At 54.5% G+C, this 18,846-nt stretch carries 15 protein-coding genes and 3 pseudogenes; 3 read left to right on the top strand and 15 right to left on the bottom strand.

Annotation, left to right across the window (positions count from 1 at the left end):
- Nucleotides 1-328: pseudogene (locus tag BLO51_RS16070) on the bottom strand (RNA-guided endonuclease TnpB family protein); the annotation flags it as partial.
- A 4-nt stretch (nucleotides 329-332) separates the two neighbouring features.
- Nucleotides 333-491: pseudogene (locus BLO51_RS16075) on the bottom strand (IS200/IS605 family transposase); the annotation flags it as partial.
- A gap of 444 nt (nucleotides 492-935) precedes the next feature.
- On the opposite strand from BLO51_RS16075, the gene BLO51_RS16080 reads away from it, so the two are divergent.
- Complete coding sequence (locus BLO51_RS16080; protein WP_143006902.1) at nucleotides 936-1,415, top strand: GyrI-like domain-containing protein; 480 nt, start codon at nucleotides 936-938, stop codon at nucleotides 1,413-1,415.
- Between the two features lie 65 nt (nucleotides 1,416-1,480).
- Here BLO51_RS16080 and BLO51_RS16085 read toward each other — a convergent pair whose 3' ends face one another.
- The 7 genes and pseudogenes from BLO51_RS16085 to BLO51_RS16115 form a co-directional block, all read right to left on the bottom strand.
- Complete coding sequence (locus tag BLO51_RS16085; RefSeq protein ID WP_090673512.1) at nucleotides 1,481-1,927, bottom strand: DUF6376 family protein; 447 nt, start codon at nucleotides 1,925-1,927, stop codon at nucleotides 1,481-1,483.
- A 173-nt stretch (nucleotides 1,928-2,100) separates the two neighbouring features.
- Nucleotides 2,101-2,364 carry an acyl carrier protein gene (locus BLO51_RS16090; protein WP_090673514.1) on the bottom strand — a complete coding sequence of 88 codons (264 nt, stop codon included), beginning with the start codon at nucleotides 2,362-2,364 and terminating at the stop codon, nucleotides 2,101-2,103.
- Entirely contained in the window at nucleotides 2,361-3,419 is a 1,059-nt protein-coding gene (locus BLO51_RS16095; RefSeq protein WP_090673515.1) for an HAD-IIIC family phosphatase, read from the bottom strand. The genes BLO51_RS16090 and BLO51_RS16095 overlap by 4 nt, the downstream gene beginning before the upstream one ends.
- A gap of 19 nt (nucleotides 3,420-3,438) precedes the next feature.
- Nucleotides 3,439-3,897: a GNAT family N-acetyltransferase gene (locus BLO51_RS16100; protein WP_090673517.1), complete on the bottom strand. Its 459-nt coding sequence runs from the start codon at nucleotides 3,895-3,897 to the stop codon at nucleotides 3,439-3,441.
- A gap of 42 nt (nucleotides 3,898-3,939) precedes the next feature.
- Nucleotides 3,940-5,103, bottom strand: coding sequence for a bis-aminopropyl spermidine synthase family protein (locus BLO51_RS16105; protein ID WP_090673518.1), 1,164 nt, complete (start codon nucleotides 5,101-5,103; stop codon nucleotides 3,940-3,942).
- Nucleotides 5,084-5,378 (bottom strand): annotated as a pseudogene (locus tag BLO51_RS31210) (endonuclease MutS2); the annotation flags it as partial. The gene BLO51_RS16105 and the pseudogene BLO51_RS31210, both read right to left, overlap by 20 nt.
- Before the next feature lie 463 nt (nucleotides 5,379-5,841).
- Nucleotides 5,842-7,557: an ABC transporter ATP-binding protein gene (locus tag BLO51_RS16115; protein ID WP_090673520.1), complete on the bottom strand. Its 1,716-nt coding sequence runs from the start codon at nucleotides 7,555-7,557 to the stop codon at nucleotides 5,842-5,844.
- A gap of 283 nt (nucleotides 7,558-7,840) precedes the next feature.
- Between BLO51_RS16115 and BLO51_RS16120 the strand changes: the two genes are divergently transcribed.
- Complete coding sequence (locus BLO51_RS16120) at nucleotides 7,841-8,824, top strand: ABC transporter substrate-binding protein (RefSeq protein WP_090673521.1); 984 nt, start codon at nucleotides 7,841-7,843, stop codon at nucleotides 8,822-8,824.
- A 123-nt stretch (nucleotides 8,825-8,947) separates the two neighbouring features.
- Complete coding sequence (locus tag BLO51_RS16125; RefSeq protein WP_090673523.1) at nucleotides 8,948-10,609, top strand: ABC transporter substrate-binding protein; 1,662 nt, start codon at nucleotides 8,948-8,950, stop codon at nucleotides 10,607-10,609.
- 207 nt (nucleotides 10,610-10,816) lie between these two features.
- On the opposite strand, the gene BLO51_RS16130 is transcribed toward BLO51_RS16125, so the two are convergent.
- From BLO51_RS16130 to BLO51_RS16155, 6 genes are all read right to left on the bottom strand, one after another.
- Complete coding sequence (locus BLO51_RS16130) at nucleotides 10,817-11,782, bottom strand: helix-turn-helix transcriptional regulator (protein ID WP_090673525.1); 966 nt, start codon at nucleotides 11,780-11,782, stop codon at nucleotides 10,817-10,819.
- Between the two features lie 189 nt (nucleotides 11,783-11,971).
- Nucleotides 11,972-13,708: an ABC transporter ATP-binding protein gene (locus BLO51_RS16135; protein WP_090673526.1), complete on the bottom strand. Its 1,737-nt coding sequence runs from the start codon at nucleotides 13,706-13,708 to the stop codon at nucleotides 11,972-11,974.
- The gene (locus BLO51_RS16140) at nucleotides 13,705-15,510 is read right to left on the bottom strand and encodes an ABC transporter ATP-binding protein (RefSeq protein ID WP_090673528.1); all 1,806 of its coding nucleotides are present in this window, start codon (nucleotides 15,508-15,510) and stop codon (nucleotides 13,705-13,707) included. The genes BLO51_RS16135 and BLO51_RS16140 overlap by 4 nt, the downstream gene beginning before the upstream one ends.
- Nucleotides 15,511-15,637: 127 nt before the next feature.
- On the bottom strand, nucleotides 15,638-16,798 hold the full coding sequence (locus BLO51_RS16145; protein ID WP_090673629.1) for a cation:proton antiporter: 1,161 nt from the start codon (nucleotides 16,796-16,798) through the stop codon (nucleotides 15,638-15,640).
- A gap of 255 nt (nucleotides 16,799-17,053) precedes the next feature.
- On the bottom strand, nucleotides 17,054-17,956 hold the full coding sequence (locus tag BLO51_RS16150; protein WP_090673529.1) for a Gfo/Idh/MocA family protein: 903 nt from the start codon (nucleotides 17,954-17,956) through the stop codon (nucleotides 17,054-17,056).
- 4 nt (nucleotides 17,957-17,960) lie between these two features.
- Nucleotides 17,961-18,845 (bottom strand): sugar phosphate isomerase/epimerase family protein, encoded by an 885-nt coding sequence (locus tag BLO51_RS16155; RefSeq protein ID WP_090673531.1) that lies wholly within the window; start codon nucleotides 18,843-18,845, stop codon nucleotides 17,961-17,963.
- Nucleotide 18,846: the final 1 nt, after the last annotated feature.

An 18,846-nucleotide genomic window follows, 5' to 3' on the forward strand; every position in this document is an offset into this window, starting at 1 on the left:
TTCCGTCTAACATCACAGGAAATGCAACGCTATGGTCCCCAAGCGAATAGTTCTGGTTATTTACGTAGTAGGCTCTACGCTTTAGAACCGGACGTTTTCCTTGCTTTTTCGTCTTGTTATGAATGCTTCGCGCATCTCGAATGGCTTGGTTCTTTACTGCGGATGGAAGTTTGGCATCGACATCCTTGGAGGTGAGCTTTGGAAAGGTGCCCGATGTTTCCGCTTGTTCGGTGAGGAGATTGACCGTTTTGATGTATTCGTCCCCCATCTCCTTCAGCAGGGAAACATCGTTTGGGCATATTCGAATTTGAACGGTTACGGTTTGCATCGCTTCACCCCCTTGTCTTTTGTTCTTCAACATAACGTTGGATGGTTTCGCTCGAAACATTCCCTGCCGTGCTGACAAAATAGGAACGTGTCCAAAGGCTTGGCAGCTGCTTCATGTGCTTAAATTCTTGGCGCAAACATCGCGAAGTTGTACCTTTCAATTTTACCACACAAAATGATAGTTGATGAGTGATACGGTTGTTGTCGTTCTTCTATATTGTTGTCCCATACACCGATTGCATCAGTTAAACATACAACTGCAACAACATGAAGGAATGTAGGACAATGCAGCTTTCTAAAGACAGCCCTTGTCCTAAGCCGACTCATCCCATGCCTAAAGGTAAGGGCTTTCTCGGCTAAGATCTGTAACGCCTGTCTAAAGCAAAAAACCATTGATTCCGGAAAAACCTCGGATTCAATGGTTTGTTTTTTCTGTAAGTTCGAATTGCAAGAGGGACTGGAATACGGTAGACTGTTTCGTGAGTTGAGCTTGTCTCATTTCCGGAGTTTATTTGCGACGTGCTGACGACGGGCATCGCGTGGGGCTTGGCACTAAATAAGGTAAGCATAAAGATACTAATGTACAAAGATGGAGAGTGAGTATAATTTTGAATCATGTCAAACCAATGGTTTATGAAGCAAAAACACTTTATGGTATCAGCCTGAAACACAGTTTAAAGGAAGACCAGACCGAGCATCTTGTGGATGCCATGAAGGCATATGTTAAGCAGTATGCAGAACCGAACTATCTCATTCAAATTTACATTTCAGATGATTTTACCGAAAACACAGATTTTATTACGTTTGTAGGAAGCGATCAAAGTGGACATTCCGACTTGAATGTATTGAATATTCCGAAAGGGGAGTATCTGGTTTTTGAGCATCTTGGCGACGAGTCGGAAATCGATCTGACTCATGCCGAGATCCAGCAATATCTGAAATCTCAACCGATAACCGTGACTTCCAATTTCGATTTTGAAAAATGGGAACCATCGACAGGCAAAATATTTGTATTTATTCCTTTAGACACTGCCGTGATCGAAGCCCCAGATACTATCGATAAAGTGCAACTGTTGGACATACCGTAAAACCCATTCCCCGCTTATACAATAAAGGATGCCTTCACCTCGTGTGAACGGCATCCTTTATTTCTCTATGGAGATAAGCTCTTCACTTTATCCAGGTTTTGAGTGACCTGCTTCAGCGTGTCGATGAATTGGGAATCTTCGATCGCCTTCCAGTCGATAGCACCGTTGTTGATCTGCTCTAGGTAGCCGTTAATCTCCTTCGTCATTGTCTCGTTATAACCGACCAACTGCTTATGAACGTCCTTGGCAAAATCGGGAGCTTGAAGCGTGTTGAATTTTGTAATCCGCTCCTTCATACCGGTTAATTCGTTCTTCAACGTCGTTCTGGCTTCGGGATCGGTGACCGCCTGCCCGGCAAGCGTCGGTAATTGCTCCGCAAACCGCGTCGTATCGTTGATAAAGTTGGTTGCTTCTTCCACATAGTTTAACGAATTGCTTACCTTGTCGACAATCCCGCAGCCTGACAACAGACCGACCGCAAACACAAGCAAAAGCATGACTTTAAGTTTCATACCCGGGCCTCCAACTTTTTTACAAGGTAATACTGCTCCAAGCCGGCTCCGGTTTCAAAAAACTATAAAGATTTCGATTCCTGAACCGGCCGTTAAAGCCCGTTGAGACAGTCACACCAAAAAGCCGACCATCCGTATGGGACATCGGCTCTTCGATGCTCAATGAGTTCTGCCTAATTAAGCCCGCGCGGCAAGTTCGCGCGCTCCACGATAAACGAGACGATATGGTCTACGCTCGATAACGATTCGATCATCAGGTCCTCCTCATCGAATGCTACTTGAAACTCCTGCTCCAGCCAGGCGATCAATCGGACCACCATAACGGAATCCAACACGCCCTGCGGGCCCAACAGCCGCGCAGAACGCTCCACGTCCGACGTACCGAGCAATTGAGCTACGATGGCCGTAACCTTTCGTTCAATTTCTTCACGATTCATTCTAAGGTTCTCCCTTCCGCTTGCTTAAAATGCCCCATCTTCACGCCAATCCAATCCGGTACGCAATAGGAGAGCGGTAACGGCAGAACATAGATCGAATCGTGCTCCCGCCTCTCCTTCCTTGTAAACCCCAAAAGCTGCAAAAGCATCAGCGCGGGCCGGTTGCGCCCTGTGGCCCGGTAGCTGCAAACCGCTTCAAGCATTGCCGGATGCTCCCGCTGCGCCAGCTTCAGCACCGTCCCGAGAAACGCGGTTCCAATGCCGCGCCCTTCAATGCGGCAAGAGATGCAGAACAACCGGATGACCAGCCGTTCCTCCTCATAGTCCAGCATGGCTGCCCCGACAAGGCCGTGGTCGCCGAACCTGTCCTTCAGCTCCGCGACATAAAGCCCCTTCGCCGGCGATTCCAGATAAGAGCGGACGACGTCCTCCGACATCCGCTCCGTGAAATTATTGAATTGATTCGTTCTTGCAGCCAACTCGAAGGCCCGGTCAAGATCCTCCTCGCGTGCAGTGCGTACCTCCAGCTCCATGAAGCAGGAGCGCAAAAAGTCTTCCCGCGTTCCGGCGAACCACTGCTCCGCCGTTTTCCGCTCCAGCCGGGAAAGCATCATCTCGCGTCGTTTCCCCGCCTCCTTCGTCAGCTTCTCGACTTGGAACTCGGGATATCCGGCGAGCTCCAGCGCCTCATGCGCACCGTAGACGGTCAGCTCCGGCAGATACGTTCCCGCCTCATAGCGTTCGAACGGATTGTCATCGATGAACGCTACCGCATCCAGCCCGATATTCAACTCGTTCGCGATCCGTCGGATGCCCTCCGCCTTGGTCCCCCAACCGATCTGGGGATACAGAAAATAACGGCCGATGCCTAGTTCCTCCAATTTCGCCATAGCTAGATCATGGTCGTTCCGGCTCGCTACGCTCTGCAAAATGCCGCGCCCGTCCAACTGCTCCAGCACCTCGCGAATGCCGGGATGCAGCGACACCTCTTCATCGTCGGCCAGCGTTCCGTGCCATAACGTTTCGTCCAAATCCCAAATCAGACATTTGATCATGCTACCTATCCTCCGCAGCCTAAGCTTCCTGATCCTGCACCTTGTACTCCATCGTCAGATGGGTCGGCGCGAAGCCGTAATTTTTATACAGCACGCGCATGGGCAGGTTGCTGACGTGTACGTGTCCGACGATGCGCCGGGCCTCCTGTCTGCCGGCAAACTCCATCCCCGCTTCGAATAAAGCCGTTACCGCCTCCGTACCGCGGCACGATTCGGCAGCGTAGAAGCTTTTGAACTGGATATATTTTTCTTTCGTCACGAAATTCTCTTTGAGCGTCATCCAGAGCCAGCCGGCCACCCGGCCTTCCAGCTCCAGAACGAGCATGCCTTCCCTTTCACGAGGAATCGCTTTTTCCAGCTTGCGCTGGTGGAATTCCAGATCCGTTACCGCCTCGCTGCCAAACGAAATGACGGAAATTTCCTTCTCAAATTCGGCTACCTGAACCAAATCCTCCTGCTTGATCGGTCGGATATTCATCTTGTCTTCTTCTCCTTTTTGAGCCATAAATTCGCCGTATGCTTATACGCTCTTCTTTTCGATCAATTGAAACGTATCGTTCTTACAATGGGGACACCCTTGATTTTTAAGCTGCTCGATCGTAGGCACGTCGCCTTGGAAACCGACCTGGACCGTTCCCCCGCACTGCTTGCAGCGGTAAGTGCGCAGCGTCCGCTTGACTTCGCCCGTATACAGCGCATCCTCGAAAGCGTCGGCGTATTCGGAACGCGTCTGCTCCGTCGTCTTCAGCACGATCATTTGGCTCTGGTTCGCGATCATTTCCGCGCCTTCGTACTCGTTAAAGCGCGGGTACGCCGCGCTGACCATGAGCCCCATCTGCACGAACTCCCGCTGCATCGCCAGCATGAACTCCGGCGACTTATGGGCAAAAGAAAAGAAGATCGGAGCCCCTTTCCTCTTCTTCAAGCCGCTGATGCCGCGGGAAAGAAACAGCGTCATGCCCTGCAGCGTATACGGCGGATCGGTGAAGAAGCAGTCGTATTGTCCCTGCCATTCCTCGGCCAGCGGCTGCCGCAAATCCCAGTGGCGGCATTGGATGGGCAGCCCCCCCCTGGCTGCGGTCTCGCCGATATAGCTCAGGAACCGCTCGTCAATATCGACAACGTCGATCCTCGTCTTCGAATGTCCCGCCGGGAAAAGCTTCCGAAGCAGAAGGCCGATCGACACGCTAACCAGATCGTCGTCGCCGATGCAGAGCACACGCTTTCCAATCAGCGCCTGCTGCTTCAAGCACAGGACGGCCCGGCGCAGACTCGTTTCCACGGTACATTTTGATTGATCGATCTGGACGTCCACCTGCGGCCGCATGCGGAGTAGTTCCTGAAGCTCGCTTAGCACGTCGGCCAGCTCGGCTGTCCAATCCGCATCGCCCGCCATCAGCTTCAGGTACAGACTTTTGTTTATTCCGCCGTATCCCAGCTCTTGCTCAATCCATGCCGTTCCCGCCCTGCTGCAGCGCGTCCCGTTTTCTTGCGTCAGCGCGCCTGCCTTGACAAGCTCTTTCTTGATGGCCGCGGCTACGGGAACGGGCAGCAGCGTCTTGCGAGCCAGCTCCTTGGTCGAGATGCCAGGGCTGAAATAGCATTCTAGCAAAAGCTGCTCGATGACGACGGTGCCTTCTTCCAGACGGACATTCGCGCTGACTTCATCCAAATAATTTTTCATTTCGATCCTCCGATTCGGTTTCGATGGTAACGCCCGATACGTGCTTGCGTCCCATTAATTTGCTTTTTTTGCGGAATTCTTCGTCTCGGACACGGTGTCCAGATCAATTGTCCGGATAGAGCTCCTTGCTCGGTGTCGAGTTTCAGCCGCTCCTGGTTGATTTTGAACTTCTGGTTTTAGACTATCACACCTATATTGCCCCGGGCATCCTCGGTTTCAAACACAATGCCGGTACGGCCCAAATAAGCGATGTACACGCAATCGCCGAGCTGGAAGCTTCCGAACGTTGCAATGCTTTTTCATTCATAGGAGATATCTCCTTGTACGAAAATAAAAAAAGCAGAGAATGAACGTACGTCATTCTCTGCCTTTTTATGTCATGCCTAAGTAAGAGCGCCCGATAAAACAGAAAATCCGCGCTGAACTCAGCACGGATGATAGGCGCAACGATTAGGCATGTACCTATGGCATTGTATGATATCCGTTGTTCTTAATTAATTCCGAGTCTACCATAAACTCATGACAAAATAAACCTTGCGGAACAGCAAAATTCAGCCGTGAATTTCCAGTATCCTCATTATGGAATTGATTAGTTAAGAACGACCGCCGACATCAACATCTCTCCCTAGGCAATAATTAAGCTTACTATATCTTACGTCCCCGGAGAATGTCAAGCGCTGTGAAATTCGCAGTGCATTCCGGATCATTCAAGCCGGTCGATGCCGGTCACCTCAACCCTCATGCCCCGAACTGCGCCCGGTGCAGGCGGCTGTATGCGCCCTCCGCAGCGAGCAGTTGCTCGTGATTGCCCTGCTCGGCAATGCCTTGGTCTGCGACCACCACGATCCGGTCGGCGTTCTTTATCGTCGCCAGCCGATGGGCAATAATCAGCGTCGTCCGTCCTTCCGACAGCTCGGCCAGCGCCTGCTGAATGGCCGCCTCCGTCTCCGTATCGAGCGCCGACGTCGCCTCATCAAGTATGAGGATCGGCGGATTTTTCAGGAACATGCGGGCTATCGAGAGGCGCTGCTTTTGCCCGCCGGACAGCTTCACCCCGCGCTCGCCGATCAGCGTATCAAGCCCCTTGGGCTGGGACAAGATCAGCTCTTCCAGCTGCGCCCGGCGCGCGGCCTCCCAGATTTCCTCATCCGTCGCTCCCAGCTTGCCGTACGCAATATTTTCGCGGATCGTCCCATCGAACAGGAATACGTCCTGCTGCACGATGCCGATGTGCGAGCGCAGCGATTGCAGCGTCATCTGCCGGATATCGATGCCGTCGATCGTAATGCTTCCTTCGTCGACCTCGTAGAACCGGGGCAGCAAGCTGCACAGGGTCGTCTTGCCTGCGCCAGAAGGTCCGACGAGCGCTACGGTTTCCCCTGCGCGAACCGAAAGATGAACGTCCTGCAGCACCTTCTCCTTGTTCTCATAGCCGAACTTCACGCCGTTGAAGCGGATATCCCCCTTCAGTTGCTCAACATGACGCGCATCTGGCGCATCGTCCACATCGGGGGCGGTCTCCAGCAGCTCCAGATACCGTTTGAAGCCCGCAATACCTTTCGGATACGTCTCGATCACCGAGTTGATCTTCTGGATCGGCCCGAGGAAGACGTTGGACAGCATGACGAAAGCGATGAACTCCCCGTACGACATTTTTTTCTGGAGCACAAACCACGTGCCGCAGACGAGCACGAACAACGAAACGAGCTTCATCAAAATATAGCTGAACGACGAATTCCACGCCATGATCCGGTAGGTCAGCAGCTTGGTCATCCGAAACCGGCTGTTGTTCTCCGCGAAGCGGGCGATTTCATGCTTCTCGTTGGAAAACGCCTGCACCACGCGAATGCCGCTGATATTGTTTTCGACCCGGGCGTTGTAGTCTGCGATGTCGGCGAACATGCGCTTAAAGGCGCGCGACATTTTTTGGCTGAAGTACAGAGACAAGTAAATCATCAGCGGGATGATAATAAAGGTCAGCACCGCGAGCTGCCAGTTGATGTTCAGCATAATCCCGAAGGCTCCGGTCAGCGTCATGACGGCAATGAACAAGTCTTCGGGGCCGTGGTGGGCGATCTCCCCAATGTCCATCAAGTCGTTGGTCATCCGGGAGACGAGATGCCCGGTCTTGTTGTTGTCGAAGAAGCGGAACGACAGCTTCTGCACATGGTCGAACAGCTTCTTGCGCATATCTGTTTCGATATTGATGCCCAGCATATGCCCCCAATACGTCACCACGTAGTGCAGCGCAGCGCTGATCGTATAAATGCCGAGCAGGCCGAGGCAGCCCCACAAAATCCACTCCCATTTGCCGCTCGGCAGCAGATCGTCCACCACCCGGTTGACGGCGATCGGGAAAATCAGCTCCAGCAGCGCCGCAATAATCGCGCAGGAGAAATCCAGCAGGAACAACCCTTTGTAGGGTTGATAATAAGCAAAAAAACGCCGAAGCATAGGCAACCCTCTCTCTCGATTCTCTTCTTAATGATATAAATGAGACTCATTCTCATTGCCACACCTCATTGTAGGCGGCGTACCAAGAGATGGCAATGGACAAACGCGACGGTTTTTTTGCACAAAATTAAAAGGGAACTTGTCCGAAGTTTTGTACAAAATGAAGCGGCCGTTTTTCGTTTGTCCATTGAGTACCGAACAGGTTCCTTATATGATGGTTTCTGAAACGATAATGAGAATCATTATCTATAATTCTTACACCCTGTCGAAGGAAGGTAACCTCATGAAAGCGGCAAGAAAAGTCATTCATCTGTTCGTCATCGTCCTAAGCTTGGGAGCGCTGTTGGCTATGGCGGCATGCGGCGCACAAACCGCAGCTCCTCCCGCTTCCGCTGGACAAACCGCTGACTCGCCCGAAGCCAATGCGCCTGATACACGCAAGTATACGGATTATAAAGGCAACGAAGTGCAAATTCCCGTGCAGCCGCAGCGCGTCATTTTTGCGGGAGAGACGTTCGGCGATTTGCTGGTTCTCGGTGTCGACGCCGTCGGCGCGCAGTTGTCTTCGATCAAAGATCATGTCTTCGAAAACCGGGTGAAGTCTATCGAAGATGTCGGCTTCCCGATCAATCTGGAAAAGGTGCTGGAGCTGAAGCCCGACTTGATCCTTGTGGCCAGCACCGACACGAAGCAATACGAGCAGCTTTCCAAAGTCGCTCCTACCGTCATGTTCGATACGTTCGCCCCGTTGGACGAGCGTATTGCGGTGCTGGGGGATTTGCTCGGAAAGCAGCAGAAGGCCAAGCAGTGGCTTGCCGATTTCAACGCGAAAGCGGAGGCCATGTGGAAGCAGCTCCGGGCGGACGGCATGAAGGACGGAGAAACCGCCTCGGTGTTTACGTATTATCCCGGCGACCGGCTGTTTGTCATGGCGCGCGCCGGGCTTCCGCAAATGCTGTATCATCCAAACGGGTTCAAGCCTACCCCGATGATTCAGGACGTGCTAAACGGCAGCAAAGGGTTCATGCATATCTCGCCGGAGCTTCTGCCGCAGTACGCCGGAGACCGGATTTTCATTCTCATTCCGGCCGCCGGTCTGGAGGATGCGCGCAAATCGACGGACGAATTGATGAAAAGTCGCATATGGCTTGATCTGCCTGCCGTCAAGAACGGCCGCGTCTATTCCATCGATATTTCAAAATCCGACAGCGACGCCTCGACGAGGGAATGGATGCTGGAGGAACTGCCTAGAATGCTTCGCAAATAATTTACCAATTTATGCGGGAGGTTCCCGGAAGCTTTTCAAGCTGTTATTGAAAAGCTTCTTTGTTTTTTATACAATAGATTTTAATTGATAATCATTCTCAACCACTGAAGGAGGAATGTGCGATTGGGCTGCGAATCTGCGAACGCCTCTTCCCTGCGCTCTTTGTTGTTTCATCTGTCGGATATCGAGCGAATCCATCGGCCGGTCGGATGGAAATCCGGGAAACAAACGGCCGCTCACCATACGATGCTGATCTTTACCACCGGACAGGGCCGCTTGGATGCGGACGACAGCCGCTATCACTTCACTCCCGACAGGTGCTTCTTATTCGCTCCTGGGGCTTCGTATCGACTGGAGAACGAATATGACGACGCGCTCCGTTTCTACAAGATCACGTTTACGGCCGTTCGGATTGGGAGCTCTTCGCACGAAACGTTTGCCGGAGAGCTTTTTCCGGAGCGCCGCGAGCTGACCGCGTATCCGTTCTCCCGGCTAGTCCGGTTAACGGAAGAGCTGTACGCCGGCCGGCCCGACCCATGCGATATCGCTTGGTTCAAGCAGCAACTGCGGTTTCAGGAGTTGCTGGGCTTTGTCATCGAGCACAATCTCCATTCGGAGCGGCCGCTCAGTCCGACGCAAGCGGTCGAAAGCACGGTCCGGTACATACAGAACCATTACATGGATAACATCACCGTCAAGCAGCTAGCCAGTCAGGCGCAAGTGCCGCACTGGCAGTACACCCCGATTTTCCAAGAGCTGACCGGCAGGAAGCCGCTCGATTATTTGACCGAGCTGCGGATTAACCGCTCCAAGCAATTGCTGCTGGCTTCGACAGCTCCCTTAAGGGAAATTGCCCAACAAGTCGGCTTTCGGGACGAGTACTACTTTAACCGCCGCTTTCGTCAAACGACGGGCATCGCGCCGAAGCAGTATGCCCGTCTGGCGAGCCGTACCGTTCTGGTCAGGGATTGGACGGGGCACGAGGTCGAAATCCCCGAGCAACCGGAGCGGATCATTTATTACGGGGAAACGTTCGGGGATCTGCTGGCGCTAGGCGTTAAAGCGATTGGCGGCGGCATTTCATTTTATAAGCAATCCTTATTCAAGAGCAAGCTGCGGGACGTACACGACATTGGCTTTCCGATGAGGACAGAGGTCCTTGCGGCGCTGAAACCGGATTTGATCATCTTGGCCAGCTCCGACGAAGCGCAGTATGCCCGCATTTCCAAGATCGCTCCCACGCTGACGTTTAATTCGTTTGCGCCGCTCGATCATCGTTTGCGCACGCTCGGCCGTTGGCTCGGGAAAACGCGCGAGGCGGAGCGGTGGCTGAAAGTCTACAACGCCAAAGCGGCCGCCATGTGGCAGCAGCTTCGCTCCACGATTGAACCGGGGGAAACGGCCTCCGTGTTTATTTACGATCATGGCAAGCGCTTATTTGTCATGGGAGCCGTCGGTCTTTCGTCGGCGCTTTATCACCCTTACGGCTTTCGGCCTGCCGGACACATTCAGGAAGTGCTGAATGCGGGACAAGGATTTACGGAAATATCTGAGGCCAGCCTGCCCGCGTATGCCGGGGACCGTATTTTCATGCTGCTTCCCGCTAGCCCCGAGTCGGTACAAGCAGCGGAGAAGCTGATGAGCAGCCCGCTTTGGCGCTGCCTGCCCGCCGTTCGGAACGACCGCGTCCATCTGGTGGATGCGGCGCAGTGGAACTTCGGCGACGCCTTCACCAGAGCGAAGCTGCTTGAAGCGCTGCCCCGCTGGCTTACCAAAACCTCGTAGGATCGGGCAGACGTAAGTGGATTATCGATGCCGGGCATTCAAAACAAAAAAGCGGCGGTACGGAGCGAAAATCAAGCTCCGAACTGCCGCTTCCTCATTATAATGCTCCCGTCGTGTGCTTAATGACCACGTCGATCATACGTTCCCAATCGTCGTTTCTGGTTTACATAATAAATGATGTGAACTGAACACCGCCGCCAAGGTGCGTTAATGTGCGGCATCTCTGACATAGTCGCTTGGATTCACGCCATACGTCTTCTTGAATAAGGCCGCAAAATGGCTGAAATTATTATAGCCTACCAGAGACGCGGCTTGACTGACGTTCAGCGAGCCTTTTTCCAGCAGCAGCCTGGCTTTCTCCATCCGCTGCTGGCGGACGAATTCGAAGACGGTCATCCCGAACACTTCCTTAAAGCCGATCTTCAGTTTGTAGTCGTTGAGGCTGATTTTGCGCGATAAGGCAAGCAGGCTGGGCGGCTGAGCCAGCGTCTGCAGCAAAATATCTCTGGCGCTGTAGATCTTGTCGATATCTTCCGTTTTCAAGCTGGAGCCTTTCCTTGCACGGCCGTCGTTCGCTTCGTAAATAAACGACGCCAGCAGTTCGAGGCACTTTCCTTCCAGAAAAAGCCGCTTAGCCGAGCCGCTGTACGGGCAGCTCTGCAGCTGCTGCACCAGAACTTGAAGCTTGGGACCGATCAAATCTTCAAAGCAGAAGAAAGACTTCTCCATCCTGACACCCAATTCTTGAAAAAGGGGCTGCCAGAGCCGGGCGTCCATACGCAGCTCTGCTTGCACGATCCGTTTATTTTTTCTGTGTTCCATATGGATACGGACATCGTTAAAGTAAACAAGCTGCGCGGAGCCGGACTCGTTCGATATTTCCCTCTGCTGCCCTTCAGCGGACCAGCAGCCGCTGCCCTCGATATTCAGCGCAAGTTCCAGATGCGGATACCGAACGCCCATATCGAAGGTAACGTCCTCTCGCCAGATCATATCGCTCAACTGCAGCTCCATGCCGTCCCGAAGCTGGATGAAGCTAAATTGCCCTTCGCCGTATTCCGGCGCGAGCTTGCCCGTCTGCTCGTACGGCTCCTTCTGCGGAACGGCGTTCAAATAGCCGCATACGTTCGTTGTCATATCGTGAAGCTCGGCAAACTCGGCCTGAATGTTCATCGGTTCCCCCTGGCGAATCTCTACAATGACACAGGATCACACTTGCGTATGTGACATTGATAATCATTTTCATCAAAATACAGTATATCATAACCCACATACGATTCAACAAAAAAAAAATCCAGCACAAGGCTGGATTAGAGATTGCAAAGAGTGGCCGGTCACCGACTGCGGATGCTACGTTGCCGATCAAGAAGAAATACTCCAGCCTCCGGTTTGCTGCTGCAAATTCCAGAGCCGGGCGTATAAACCTTCGCGCTGCAGCAGGTCGTTATGCCGCCCCTGCTCGACCACGCGGCCGCCGTCTAGAACGATGATGTTGTCGGCATTCTTTATCGTTTTCAGACGATGCGCGATGACAATGACTGTCCTTCGTTGAACCAGATGATCGATCGCGCGCTGAATCTCTACCTCGTTTTCCGGGTCCAAGGAAGCCGTCGCCTCGTCCAGCAGGACGATCGGCGCGTTCTTCAGAATCGCCCGCGCGATGGAAATCCGTTGCTTTTCCCCGCCAGATAACGTGCTGCCTCCCTCGCCCACCATCGTATCGTAGCCTTGCGGCAGCTTCATGATAAACTCGTGGCAGCAAGCCAGCTGGGCCGCTTCCTCCACCTCCAGCTGTGTCGCGCCGATCCGCCCGAAGCGGATATTGTTTCCGATCGTATCCTGGAACAGATAGACGTCCTGAAACACCATCGACACCTTGCGGAGCAGTGCTTCCGGGTCCATGCTCCGCATATCCTGCCCTCCGAGCAGCACCGTTCCTTCGACAGGATCGTAGAAGCGTGCTGCCAGCCGAAGAAGCGTGCTCTTTCCGCTTCCCGACGGGCCGACCAGCGCGGTGAACGAACCGGCAGGCATCCGGACGCTGATGTTTTTGAGCGTGGATTGCTCGTTGTAACCGAAGGTGACCTGCCGCAGCTCAACGTCGTGCTCTTCGGGAGGAAGCTCGCTACCCGTCATGCCAGATTCTTTCAGCAATTGGACGATACGTTCGCCGGCCTGCTCGTGATAGCGGAACTCTGCATAGTTCACAAGCGCGGTCGTGAGAGGATCGAAAATCCGCGTTCCGATGAGCAAAAACGTCACAAACGTCATCACGTCAAGCTTGCCGCCCAGCAGCAGATGAACCCCTACGATCACCATCAGGGTCAGCCCGGCGCGAATAAGAGCGATGGCGCTCAGCACGATCGGTCCAAGCAGCCCTTCGATCCGGATGCTGTGCCGCATCAGTTCCTTGAACGATTTTTCCAGCCGGACGAATCGCTCGCCCGTGATATTGTAAGCTTTAATGACCCGGATGCCATTCAAATATTCCTGAAGACGGTTTGCGGCGTCAATCTTGGCCCGCATATGGTTCGCCCCCAGCCTCCGCTGAATGCGGGAGGTGAGCAGAACCAGAACGACCGCCACCGGAAAAGCGGCAAACATGGCGGCCGCCATGCGCCAGTCCAGAATGGAGAGCCCGGCAAGGGCCAGCACCGGCATGACCAAAGCGCCGAGCATCTGCGGTACGAGATGCGAGAGGCCGTGCTCCACCAGCGTAAAATCGCCCATCATCATATTCGCCAAATCGCCGGGGTCGCGTCGGTTCAAGTAGCCGAGGGAAAGCTTCCGCAAATGCTCAGCCAGTTGAGCGCGCCCTTCGGCCGCCGTCTCATAAGCGCCCCGGAACTGGGTGCGGTATGCCGGCATTTCGCAGAAGAACAAAACAATCAGCGCAGCCGCCATGCCTCCGCACACCCACCAAAGCCCCGTTACATCCAGCGGCGCGCCCGGATGAACGAACGGCTCGAAGATCAGCCTCGCGCCTACGACCAGCAAAGCAAAAGGCGCAACCGCCATCAGGTTGGCGAGCGTCGTATACATTACCGGCTTGATCAGCTTTTTCGGCTGGCCCGCCGTAATGTTATGAAGCATACTCATGCCCTCACTCCTCCCGTCTCGATCTGCCATTGTCCCGCATCCGTGTACGCCTTCCACATTCTGGCATACAAGCCGTTCGCGGCAACGAGTCCGTCATGCGTTCCCCGCTCTTCGAGCCGCCCGGCGTTCAGCACGATAATTTGATCGGCATCCCGGATCGAAGAAAGCCGATGCGCGATCACGATAACCGTTTTTCCCTTCATCAGCTGCTTAAGCGCCAGCTGCATCTCATGCTCGTTCTCAGGATCGGCGAAGGCGGTCGCCTCATCCAGCACCAGAATGGGGGCATCCTTCAAAATCGCCCGGGCCACCGCAATCCGCTGCTCCTCGCCGCCCGACAAGTACACGCCGCCTTCCCCGATCAATGTATCGTAGCCTTGGGGCAGCCTGCCGATAAACTCATGGCACTGGGCCGCCTTCGCTGCGGCGTACACTTCCTCCGGCGACGCTTCGGGCCGCCCGACGGCGATATTGTTATAAAGCGTGTCGTAGAACAAGAACGTTTCCTGAAAAACAAAAGCAACGGTGTTCATCAGATCGGCCGAGGCCATCTCGCGGATGTCTACGCCGCCGATGCGGATGCTTCCTTGGCTTACGTCCCAGAACCGGGGAATGAGATTGGCGACAGTGGACTTGCCGGAGCCTGACGGGCCGACCAGCGCCGTTACCTTGCCCTGCCGCGCGTTGAACGAAATATCGGACAGCGCTTCGATTCGGGAAGATCTGCCTTCCGCCCCATAGGAGAAGGAGACGTTATGGAACGTCAAATCGTACGCGTCCGGCTTTTTCAGAGCTTCCGGCTCCCGTACCGGCTCCTCCGCCAAAATACGGTCGATCCGCTCGACCCCCTCGTTAATATTGCGGAGCGAGGAGCTGATATTCATAATTTTGAACATGGGGGCGGAGATGCCCGGAGCCATGATCAGAAAGAACAGCAGAACCGAGGCGAACGCCACGCTCCCCGGGTCCCGGGCCAGCAGATAGACGCCGACCGGCAGTATAAACGCCGCAAACGAGCTGAGAATGACTTTAAAAATGAGATACCCGTTCTGAAATTGGTCCGTATATTTGACGCAATAATCGCGGTAGCGGATCATGTCGTCGTAAAACCTGCGAAACGAATGGACCGTCTGCCCGAACACCTTCACCGCCGGCATCCCGCGCACGTATTGAACCGCCGAGCCGCTCATCCGTTCCAAAGAATCGTGGTACATTTTGACGTGCTCCTTGCCATTTTCTCCCGTCGAGAACAGAATCTGCGCGATGAAAGCGGCTGCAATAGGAACGAGGCAAGCCAGCGCCAGCCATACGTTCAAGGCGAACATTGCGACGATCATCACAAGGGTCGTCACTGCCACATGAATGAGATCCGGGAGCTGATGCGCCACAAAGGTCTCTACTTTTTCCACGTTTTGCTCCAGCGTCTTCTTCACGGCACCGGTCGAGGTGCCGTTCAGCCAGCCCAGCGGCAGCCGTCCGATATGGTTGGACAGCTTGACGCGCAGACCGTACAAAATCCGGAAGGCCGCCATATGGGAGAACATCCCTCCTCCATACATCAGCAGCAGGCTTCCCAGCTGCCCTAGCAGCGCAACGATCCCCCAACGGATCATCCAAGACCCGTCGGCGGAAGCCGGATTCGTCGCATGCTCCAACAGCTCGCGGATAATAAAATATACCGATACGTAAGGAATCAGCATGCAGACCGCGCTCAGTGCCGACAAAATGCCGGAAACGATCAGCAGACCGCGCTTCTCGCCCGCAATCTCGAGCAGTCTTGCGATTCCGTTTTTTTGGTTCACATGTATCCCTCCCCTTCGTTGAACCCATTCATTGATAAACATTATCACCTGGGCTTTTCTTTGTCTCCCGGAGGACGGATTATTTATGCGGTTCTACGGATAAATCGCAAGCCCCCCCCTTATCGCCTCAAGCGGATTGATCTATGTTTTCGCCAGGCGCCTTGGATTCCCTGAAAAACCATTTCATCATCGGAGGCGTCACGAGGGTCGTCACCAAGACAACGACAATGAGGACGGCGAACATCTCTTTGCTCAGTAAACCTGCGTCCAGGCCCATGGCGGCGATGATCAGCGCGACTTCGCCCCGCGATACCATGGCTGCCCCGATCCCCAAGGAAGGTCTCCAGGAAAAGCCGGCAAATTTCGCTCCCAGCGCCGAGCCGACCAGCTTCGTGAGGATCGCTAGAAAGCTTAATACGACGATCAAGCCAAGATTGCCGGCAATTCCTGTGAACTCCGCCGTCACGCCGATGGAAGTAAAGAACACCGGAACGAAGATCGAGTAGCCGATCGTTTCGACCTTCTCGAACACCTCGTGCTTATATTTCGTGACGCTGATCGCCACACCGGCTATATAAGCTCCGATAATGGCGGCAATCCCTGCATATTCGGCCAAGTAGGCGTAAGCAAAGCAGATGATGAGAGCGGCCGATATGACCGCTTCGGTCACACGAAGAGGCGCGAACTTTTTCAGCACCCATGGAACGACCTTCCAAGCCATGAGAATCGCCCCGGCGAAAAAGATTACTTTTTTCAGGACAACGACACCCAGATTCACGTCTCCCCCTGCAAAGCTCATCACAAACGCCAGCGCAATGATAACCAGTACGTCATCAATGACCGCGGCGCCCAGAATCGTCGCCCCCGCCCGGGACTTCAGCTTTCCCATTTCCTTCAGCGCCTGCACCGAAATGCTGACGCTGGTGGCCGACAGCAGCAATCCCAGGAATACGGCCTGGATCGTTGGTAGCCCCATGACTTGCCCAGCCAAAAACCCTGCGACCAGCGGCACGACAATCCCCGCGACTCCCACATAAGCGGAAGGCTTCCCTGTATGCTTGAATTCCTCGACATCAGTTTCCAGTCCGGCAATAAACATCAGCAGAATCACGCCGATTTGACTGATTTCCGTTAAAATGTCGGTATTCGTGACGAGTCCGAGCACCGTCGGTCCCAAGACGATCCCGATCAGCAGCTTCCCGAGCACGGAAGGCTGTCCTAATTTAACGCTGAGGTCTCCTGCAATTTTGGAAGCAAGTAAAATGATAGCCAGTTGAAAAATAAGCATTATGACCGACCGCCCCTTCTGTTTGTTCATCGTGCTTATCCTGTGGGTATTCAGGTAAAAACATACAAAAAGAAGCCTATCGACCATAGCTGCTAGAATAAACATAGCAAAGCTAAGGTGACAGGCTCCTCCAGGTATGGCGTATTTGATTTTCCAAAGGATAGCTAACGTTACGATACTTATACGTAAGGATGCGATCCCGGTTTCAAAAATGGTGCAAGAAAAATCGTCGTGGGGTGATAACGCCCCCTGCGGCTATAGCTTGACCCGCTGCCCTGTCGCCCGGCTTTCGTTGGCTGCTTCGAGGAAACGGATGATCTCCAGCGTCTCCGTCAGCGGAAGGCCCGCTTCTCCCAGCCAGAACATCTTCATGACCTCGACCAGCAAGCTGGCGTAAAACGGTCTGCTGTCCTTGGACACATCGACAAGGCGCGGTCCTTCTCCGGTATGCAGCGTGACGCCGAAGCTTTGATCCGGCCGTCGGCTCCCCCGTACCGTGCCGATCCGCCCGTCCTGCCAGACGCCCGTAATGACGTCAAAATCGTCGTTCGCCGCCACGGCCACTTCCCGGCAGCCTGTGCCCATGGCGCGGTACAGCAGCTCGACCGTATGAATCCCGTACCAGTAGTACCCCGGCTGTGTCGGTTCGAGATACATCGGTCCGAAGGCATCGGCTCCCGTAATAACTCCGTCCGCTTTAGCCAGAGCGCTGACCAGCCCTTCGGCGTACCGCAGCGCGGAAGCGCTCATGACCGGAATATCGTATTGCTGCGCAAGCTCGGCGATTTCATACGCCTCCCGCGAGCTCAACGCAAGCGGCTTGTCGATAAATACCGGCTTGCCGTAAGGCGCGATGGCGCGAAACTGCTCCAGGTGCACCCGTCCGTCGGCCGATTCGAGCAGCAGCGCATCGACCGATTCCGCTACGGCTTCCGGCGTTTCCATGATGGACACGCCGTATTGCTCCCGCAGCTCTTGCGTAAAGCCACCGACCCGGTCGATGCTGAGCGGGAAGTCGGCGGAACCGCCCGGATAAGCGGCAATCACCCGTCCTCCCGGCACATGGTTGGCATCCGACGGGTCGTTCAGCAGCTTCGTAAACGCCGTTACGTGCGACGTATCGAGCCCGATGATGCCGATGCGCAGCGTCGCATCCATGCGTCTAGCCCCGCTTCCGGTAAGCTTCGATGAATTGAATCGCTTTGCGGATATCTTCCTCCGGCTGCTCGCCAACCTCGCGTTCGATCGTCAGATAGCCCGTATACCCGATGTCTTGCAGCGCTTGGAAGTACGCGTCGAAATCGACGGCTCCCTCGCCGGGAGGCAGCTCCCGGAAAAACTCTCCCGCGGTCACCATCCGCGCGATCTCCTCATGATCCATCGGCTTGAATCCGAGAGAGCCGTAGATGACACGAGGGTCCGCTTCGCGCACCCGGAGCCCGTCCTTCACGTGCGTATGGACGATATAGTCCTTCAGCGTGTGCACGCCTTTAGCCGGGTCGTCGCCGGTCACCATGACCATGTTCGCCGGGTCGAAGTTGACCGACATTCCTTTGGAGCCAAGGCTGTCCAGGAAGCTTTTCAAATGTGCGGCTGTCTCGGGGCCGGTCTCGATGGCAAAATAACCGCCGACGGACGAAGCATAACGGGCCAGTTGACCGCAAGCGTCCTGCATCTCGGCATAGATCGGATCGGCCGGGTCGGCCGGTACCAGCCCGATATGCGTCGTCACGATATTCGTGCCCAAATCAAGCGCCAAGTCGAGAATCCGCTTCGACTTTTCGATTTTGGCCGGGTTCGCTTCCTTGTCTTGGAAGCCGTGTCCGCCCAAATCGCCGCACAAAGCGGAAATTTCCAGTCCGATCGAATCGAGGTAAGCCTTGAGGTCTTTCCGAGCGGCTGCGTCCAGGTTCGCCGGGTCCATTTCCCCTTTGGTGGCCCAAATCTGCACGCCGTCGGCGCCAAGCTCCTTAGACTTTTGCAGCCCCGCACGCAGCGGCAGCTTGAAGCTGTCCGAGATGACTCCGATTTTGTTCGTCAATGCCATG

The sequence above is a fragment of the Paenibacillus tianmuensis genome (assembly GCF_900100345.1).
Classification (GTDB): Bacteria; Bacillota; Bacilli; order Paenibacillales; family NBRC-103111; genus Paenibacillus_G; species Paenibacillus_G tianmuensis.